The 6,512-nt window shown below is 52.2% G+C and carries 4 protein-coding genes and 2 pseudogenes; 4 read left to right on the forward strand and 2 right to left on the reverse strand.

The window, feature by feature from the left end:
* A pseudogene (locus tag GEU01_RS25940) lies at positions 1 to 132 on the forward strand (IS5/IS1182 family transposase); the annotation flags it as partial.
* A gap of 1,854 nt (positions 133 to 1,986) precedes the next feature.
* On the opposite strand, the gene GEU01_RS25945 reads toward GEU01_RS25940, so the two are convergent.
* Positions 1,987 to 2,868: a hypothetical protein gene (locus GEU01_RS25945; protein ID WP_152927821.1), complete on the reverse strand. Its 882-nt coding sequence runs from the start codon at positions 2,866 to 2,868 to the stop codon at positions 1,987 to 1,989.
* Between the two features lie 290 nt (positions 2,869 to 3,158).
* Positions 3,159 to 3,722: a recombinase family protein gene (locus GEU01_RS18785; protein WP_019087300.1), complete on the reverse strand. Its 564-nt coding sequence runs from the start codon at positions 3,720 to 3,722 to the stop codon at positions 3,159 to 3,161.
* A 660-nt stretch (positions 3,723 to 4,382) separates the two neighbouring features.
* Between GEU01_RS18785 and GEU01_RS24040 the strand changes: the two genes are divergently transcribed.
* The 3 genes and pseudogenes from GEU01_RS24040 to GEU01_RS25950 form a co-directional block, all read left to right on the forward strand.
* Positions 4,383 to 5,084 carry a MarR family transcriptional regulator gene (locus GEU01_RS24040; RefSeq protein WP_157212890.1) on the forward strand — a complete coding sequence of 234 codons (702 nt, stop codon included), beginning with the start codon at positions 4,383 to 4,385 and terminating at the stop codon, positions 5,082 to 5,084.
* A gap of 741 nt (positions 5,085 to 5,825) precedes the next feature.
* A complete protein-coding gene (locus tag GEU01_RS18795) occupies positions 5,826 to 6,095 on the forward strand; it encodes a hypothetical protein (RefSeq protein ID WP_019087302.1) in 270 nt (89 codons plus the stop codon).
* Positions 6,096 to 6,205: 110 nt separating this feature from the next.
* A pseudogene (locus GEU01_RS25950) lies at positions 6,206 to 6,512 on the forward strand (IS21 family transposase); the annotation flags it as partial.

The following is a 6,512-nucleotide window of genomic DNA, read 5'->3' on the forward strand; positions in this document are numbered from 1 at the left end:
AGCTTTGCATGGCTCGGACGCTGCCGTCGCCTCACGAAGGATGTCGAGGCAACAATCTCTTCATCCCACGCGTGGTTGATGATTGCCCATATCCGCAGAGTTCTGCGAAAAATCAATCAAACCGCTTTCTGATTCAGGCTCTAAAGATAACCATGCCATACGATACGGTCCGTGCTTCGGAGCGACAGATCGAGAGTTATCGCTTTGCCCCTGCGCCAGACCAATAAAGACAGTAATTTCATGATATTTTATTTTTAATTATTAATATTAGCTAAGATACTGTTTGAAAAATTATACCGGAGAACATTCAATAATCATAAAGAAGTTTTTGGTGAAGCTTTTTTCAAAAAGCTTCGAAGAACACCACTTTTTTGAAAAAAAGCGGTACCCAAAAACTTTATTTATAATTTTTAGACTATTTCAAAAATTCTCTTAAATTCAACCTGTTAAACTGATGGCCTGCTTTGGAACGATCTATATCGGTCCAACGCATCGTGACTACGTTGCTGATCTTATCTTGCCGGAATTACATCAAGGGTGATTTAGAAAGTCAGGTACCAAATCAGGTCAGTAAGATTTGCGGGCCAACTGCATGAGGCGCTGCGAAATCAATACAATGATTATCGCCGGTCGAATATGCGCAGTCCCCGGTTACGTGACGATCGCAAAGGGTCGTGTATCGGGGACGAATGGGTATGACTGCTGCGCTCGACGCAGGCACATGCCACAGGAGGCAGGCAGGAGATCATCGGAAAAGGATGAAAGATCCTGCATGGGGTGGCGCCGTAAACTGGGTATCGCTGCAGAGCGTGCAGGAGCCGTCATGCAGGGTGGCATATGCCTGGACGGCGGGGTCGGGCCTTGGTCCGGTTGTGTGCAATGTCCCAGCAGCCCTGTGCCTTGTGCCTGCTTTGAACATCATAAGTTCTGTCCATCTCTGATGGCTTCCACGCTACGCATGAAAGTGCATTTTCCAGATATATCGTGCACGTCATCCATACTCTACGATATGGAACGCTGCACATGTAACTACACCATGCATAACTGTAACGTTGGATGTAGCTAAATAATTTATTTTACAGGGAAAAATAAAGCATGGCGGAGAGAGTGGGACTCTCAACCGTTTGGCCATTTTCCGCAGTTTTCAGCCACAAAATATGTAACTACAGCGGTGTCTTGTGTCGTTACACACTACAGCGGTTGCGGAAGTGTGAGGGTCGATAATCTCATATTCTGCCCGGGTGGGCAATCGCCATAAGCTGCTTGTGTGGCCCGCGTCGGTAGCTCTTGCCTGAGCATGTCGTGGTGGCGGTATTTTGGGCGATGATAAGATTTCAGAATGGCCGTCGGGCGCTGCTATCAGCCCCAACCCTCGCATTTCCTGCTTTCGCGTTGCTGGCTTTCGCGTCCCCAGCTTGGGCCGGTGATGGGACAGTCAAGGGGCAACGTGCACTCCATGAGGCTCAACATGCGTGCGCTGACGGGTTTAGAGATGCATCCGGGAAAGTGCCGCCGACGCATATCGTGGAAGTCATGAACTGCCGTTTGACGGCAATGGAGAAGCATGGTCGTAAGGCATACGGAAGGCATGCATCGGCACAGCTAGATGGCGCTTCTTACGAGCTGCAAGCGGCCCAGCAGTATGCGGCTGGTGCCTATAATCAGGACCAATTTTACCACCGAATTGATATGATACGGGCTGGCGTCCTCGATATCGAGGCGCAAGACAATCAAGAGCGGGAGGCCCACTCAGCCCAATCTAGAGCGCGTTGGGGCAATGTCCTAGGCGGCATTTCTCGGGCAAGTGCGGCCTCTCAGGGCGCGTGGGCCATTCCGTCCGCGCCAACACCCCCACCAGTTATGCCGCAGACCTACACAGTCAATAAATGGACCAACGGAGAGACTATCACGGGACCGCATGGGCAGATTGCAAACTGCCAGAACTTCGCCAATTCGATCCAGTGCACTGGCAATTAGCGCTTGAGATCATCCAAGCCCTACCAGTGTTTTTATGAGTTGGGAAATGTTCGCTCCATTATCATACATTTGGACGAGGTCAGGGAGGTGCTGGATAAGATCGGAGCCAATTTGATTGACTGCGCCCTTTAATGCTTCTCCCAAAAGCACCGCAGCGAATAGTCCAAGACTTGCTATGTATGGTTTGAGTTTTTCCCATAGCCCAGCGATTGCCTTAGATGATGCACCAGATGAAATGCCTGACCGACATTCTGATATAAGCGCGAGGGCTTCGGTTTTTTCGGCTTTTAGAAGTAACCGAGGCGATGTCGTATCGACGGGAGACGGGGGATAGTTTCCTCCTATCCCATGACGGTTAATAGCTTCGGGCCGTATAGGTAGACTTTGGATTTGCTGCTCTAAGACCTCAAGGCGCCTGGCTATGTCCTGACGAATTGCTTCTTCGGTCTGCGGTGTATTCTGAAAAGACACCGGTGGACTGGTGATGTGCATCCATTCGCCGGGATGCCGTGCTGCTAATCCCTCGAGAATAGCGTTATCCACAACGTCCGCGAACTCAGCATTAAGGATTGTGCTTGCTGTCAGCGGGACAGGGGCGAATGGTGCTTGTCCGAAGCCCACCGAGTCCTTGCTAAACCCAAAATAGGGACCACCCTTAGCGTGGTCAAAAGGTTCAAAATTGGCAAGAAACCACCAGTCTGCCACAACCATTTGTGATTCAGGGGACAGCATAGGTAATGCACGGCGCGTTACGCCTTTTGGTAAACGCCCAGAAAAATAAACCCAATCATAATATGGTAAGCTGTCCGCCACAAATGCATCCGCAGTTGTATCTGCTGTGCCGCTAAATTGGCGAGAGACTTTCCCTCTGCTGGGTCGATTGGCTGACATTCTTAGGCGTATCCTGCGAGGCTATACATGAGTCTAAATACTATCTATCGCCATAGGGTGACAGCAGGAAGCTAGATAGCTACCTTTTCCTCGTCATGGACATAAATACTTTTCTTGCGGATAGTCGGCAGGACTACATGGGCTATCCCAGTCCAATAGAGGGCTGTGTCGCATATCCTCGGGTGGGATGCTGGCCACCGCGATTGCTCGATTTATTTACGGCCCTTGATATGCGCATACCCAACGAAATCTCGATAAATTACATATAACACATTTATAATATGGATGTATCATAACGCCTTACCCAAGCAGCGATAGACGCTATTCCTGGCCATGCCCAGCGTCCGGGCAATCTCTGTTGCGCCCATTCCTTCAGCCTGTAGCTTGCGGACTTCGTCGGCCCGGTTGCGGGCTGTGGGCTTGCGGCCAGCGTATTTCCCGTCCTGCTTTGCCTTGGCGATACCTTCCGCCTGCCGTTCCTTCATCAAATCACGCTCAAACTCAGCCACAGCGGCAAGCATGGTTAGCATGAGCTTGCTGGTAGGGTTGCTGGTGTCCAGCGTTTGGCCGCCCATGCTCAGCACGATCAGGTTGCAGCCCTTGGCCGTAATGTCCCTGACATGCCCCAGGAGGTCCGCTGTGGACCGTGCAAGGCGGTCGGGCTTGGTCACCACCAGCACGTCACCCTCCCGCATGTGATCCAGTGCAGCGGCAAGCTGTGGCCGGTCTGTGCGGGCACCGCTTACCTGTTCAGAATACACACGCTGACAGCCCATTGCCCGGAGGTCGCGGTCCTGCGCTTCCAGTCCGGCAAGCTGTTCTGTCGTGCTGGTGCGTGCGTAACCAATCTTCATGGGAGAATTGCTCCAATAGGGTCTAGGCTTTCCCTGCGTAGCGCTCCACAATGTCATAAGTCAACCCTAAAGGAGCATAAAAGTGCTTCATCCGTTACGCTCCAATAGAGCAAGCCCTAAAGGAGCAATCCCTACCATCCCGTCCACACCAGATAGAGGCACCGGACACAGATGATGTTGATTGAATGAATGACGACAGGCGCATGCCGCTGGTGCATCGGGCCGTGTGTTCTGGATACCTTTTCGGGACTCCAAACGGTCCACTAGATGGCCCGAAACCTCAGCCGGTCTCACTTCCAAAACCGGGGGTTAAGCCGTTGTTGTTGTTCAGCGTAACGCAGAGAGAAATCGCTACGGGGAAATCCTATGCGGAGTTTTGGGGTCCCCTTTTATGGATACCTTTGAGGCCCAAACGGACATCCTGTGGATAACTACCATTTATCTAATGTTTTGAATGGGTTACGACGATATTGGGTAAATAGCACTCGTATTAGAGACACGCCGCTAAGGTATATACATAGGGAGGGATGCTCATGAGGGTCAGTCCCTCACGATCATGACCTACCTCAATCACAGAAGGAGATGCCCATACTCAACGCCGCATATGTATCGCCTTTCCCACGCGGGATGGTTGCCCGTTACCTGACAGCCGGAAGGACGATGCAAGCCAATAAAACACGAAACATGACCGATGCTGAAATCAGCCACACATTGCAGATGATGGACGTGGCCGACCGTATTGGCATCGGTGGTGAGGATAACCTTAGCGGCCTGCCGCTCACGTTCTTTGGCAGGCTGTCCGATCCTGACCGTTCCCGCTGTCTAGACATGGCGTATGGCTCAAGGTTCGGCAGTCCAGAAAGCACCGGAGTGGCGGCCAGTCACAGTCTGATTTATCAGGCTATGAACCAGCGCAAAGCCCCTGCAAGGCCGCCTGAGCCAATCACAGAGGGCCTTACGGTAGCCGACATCGCGGCCCGTATGGGGATGGACAAGGAGACGACCACGCGCCTGTTAGAAGCGAATGGGTGGCTGGACCTGGCCCCTTATGCGGGAGGCCAGCAGCGGCGCTTAGTGCCGGATGCGGTCATTCTTAAAGGATACGGGGCCAACCTTACCGCAGGATTGCATGGCGTTCCGTTCCCCGTGTTCAGCCCTGAGCATGTGGAGGATATAATCTGGTCGCTGGCCTGGGACACGATCACGGAGGGCGTGGATGCTCAACCCACCAAGAAGGGCAAGGCCACATGGTTATTCAGTCACCACGGATATCTGCCCGATAAAGCCATAGCAGACCTGAGCGGAGCTGGGCTGAGGACGATCAAACGCAACCGGCCCCGGAAAAATGGCACCTGCAAGTAATATATAGGGTAACCCCGTTACCGGAGTCCCCTTGAGGTATCCCCACAGGACGCCTTGAGGGGCGTATTTATGACCAATCACCCTACATTATCCACCATATCAAAATTATCACAATCTTATCAAATGGTTATGATGAAAATGGTGAATTAACATTCGTATAAGAGAAGCGGCCAAAAAGTCAGGAGGTATGGGCCGCGTTTTCAGGACAACGTTATCATGATCCACCACCATGATACGACCATCATACTCAGCGTTTACATATACCCATGTCATGCAGTTTGGTCGGGTGTGACGGAATTAACCCGCCTATTAGAGACACCGCCAAAGATGGAGAGGGTGGCTGATCCCCATCGCTCCGCATGAAAGCGATGCGCGAGCAGATCAGCAAACTACCTGAAGCGCAGCGAGGGGAGGCACTGGTAAGCCTCAGCCCACTGACGGCCTACGGCTACAAAGGGAGCAAGAAAACAAGTGGTTGAAATTGTCGAAAAGATAAATTGTATCAATGAGTTAGAATGAAATATCCGAAATAGCACTCGTATAAGAGAAGCGTCCCCGAAAGTGAAGAATAAGGGGCAGGGCCGCCTGTCACCGACCACACGCACATTCTCATATCATGTGTGGCCGATGAGAGCGCGATCGTGTCAACGCTCTACCCTGTAACGTGTAGCACCTTGGCACGCCTCATGCCTAAATGGATGAGGTGGCAAATCATGAAACAGCAACACAGATAAGGAAACAGTGGGTAGCAGCAAATCGACCACAACGGGTAGCTCCACGACCCAGCCCTTGAGCTGGCAAAAGCAAGACATTCAGAACATCTTTGGGCAGGCGAATAACCTCTACAACACCCAGCAGGACCCGACCGCCTCTCAGTTCAACACCTATGTGGGCCTGAACGGGACGCAGACCAACGCCCTGAACAATGAGGTCAGTGCATCGGGAGATCAGGCGAACGCAGGCAATCAGACGATGAACACTGGCACATCCCTGCTCAACAATGCCTGTTAAGCGGCATGGAAAAGTGACCCCTTCGGAAGGGGGACAGGCAGCCAAAAACGACCCCTTTCTGAGAAACGGGTTCACGATGGCCTTCATGCTGAATGGAGGCCCGGTTTGGGATGCTTGTTGTGGAAACAATTGGAAAGATCCGTCGCGCGCATTTTGTCGAAGGAAAGGCGATCAAGGCGATCTGCCGGGACCTTGGGATATCGCGGCAGACGGTACGCAAGGTGATCCGGTCGGGACAGACGTCTTTTGACTATCACCGAGAACGACAGCCTCTTCCCCGGATTGGTCCATGGGAGGGAAGATTGTGCGCTCTTCTTGAGGAGAACGTGGCGCGTCCGGCCCGCGAACGGCTGAGCCTCATCCGTCTGTTCGAACTGCTGCGTGAGGAAGGATATGAAGGAAGCTATGATGCCGTAA

Source organism: Komagataeibacter europaeus LMG 18890 (assembly GCF_000285295.1).
Lineage (GTDB): Bacteria > Pseudomonadota > Alphaproteobacteria > Acetobacterales > Acetobacteraceae > Komagataeibacter > Komagataeibacter europaeus.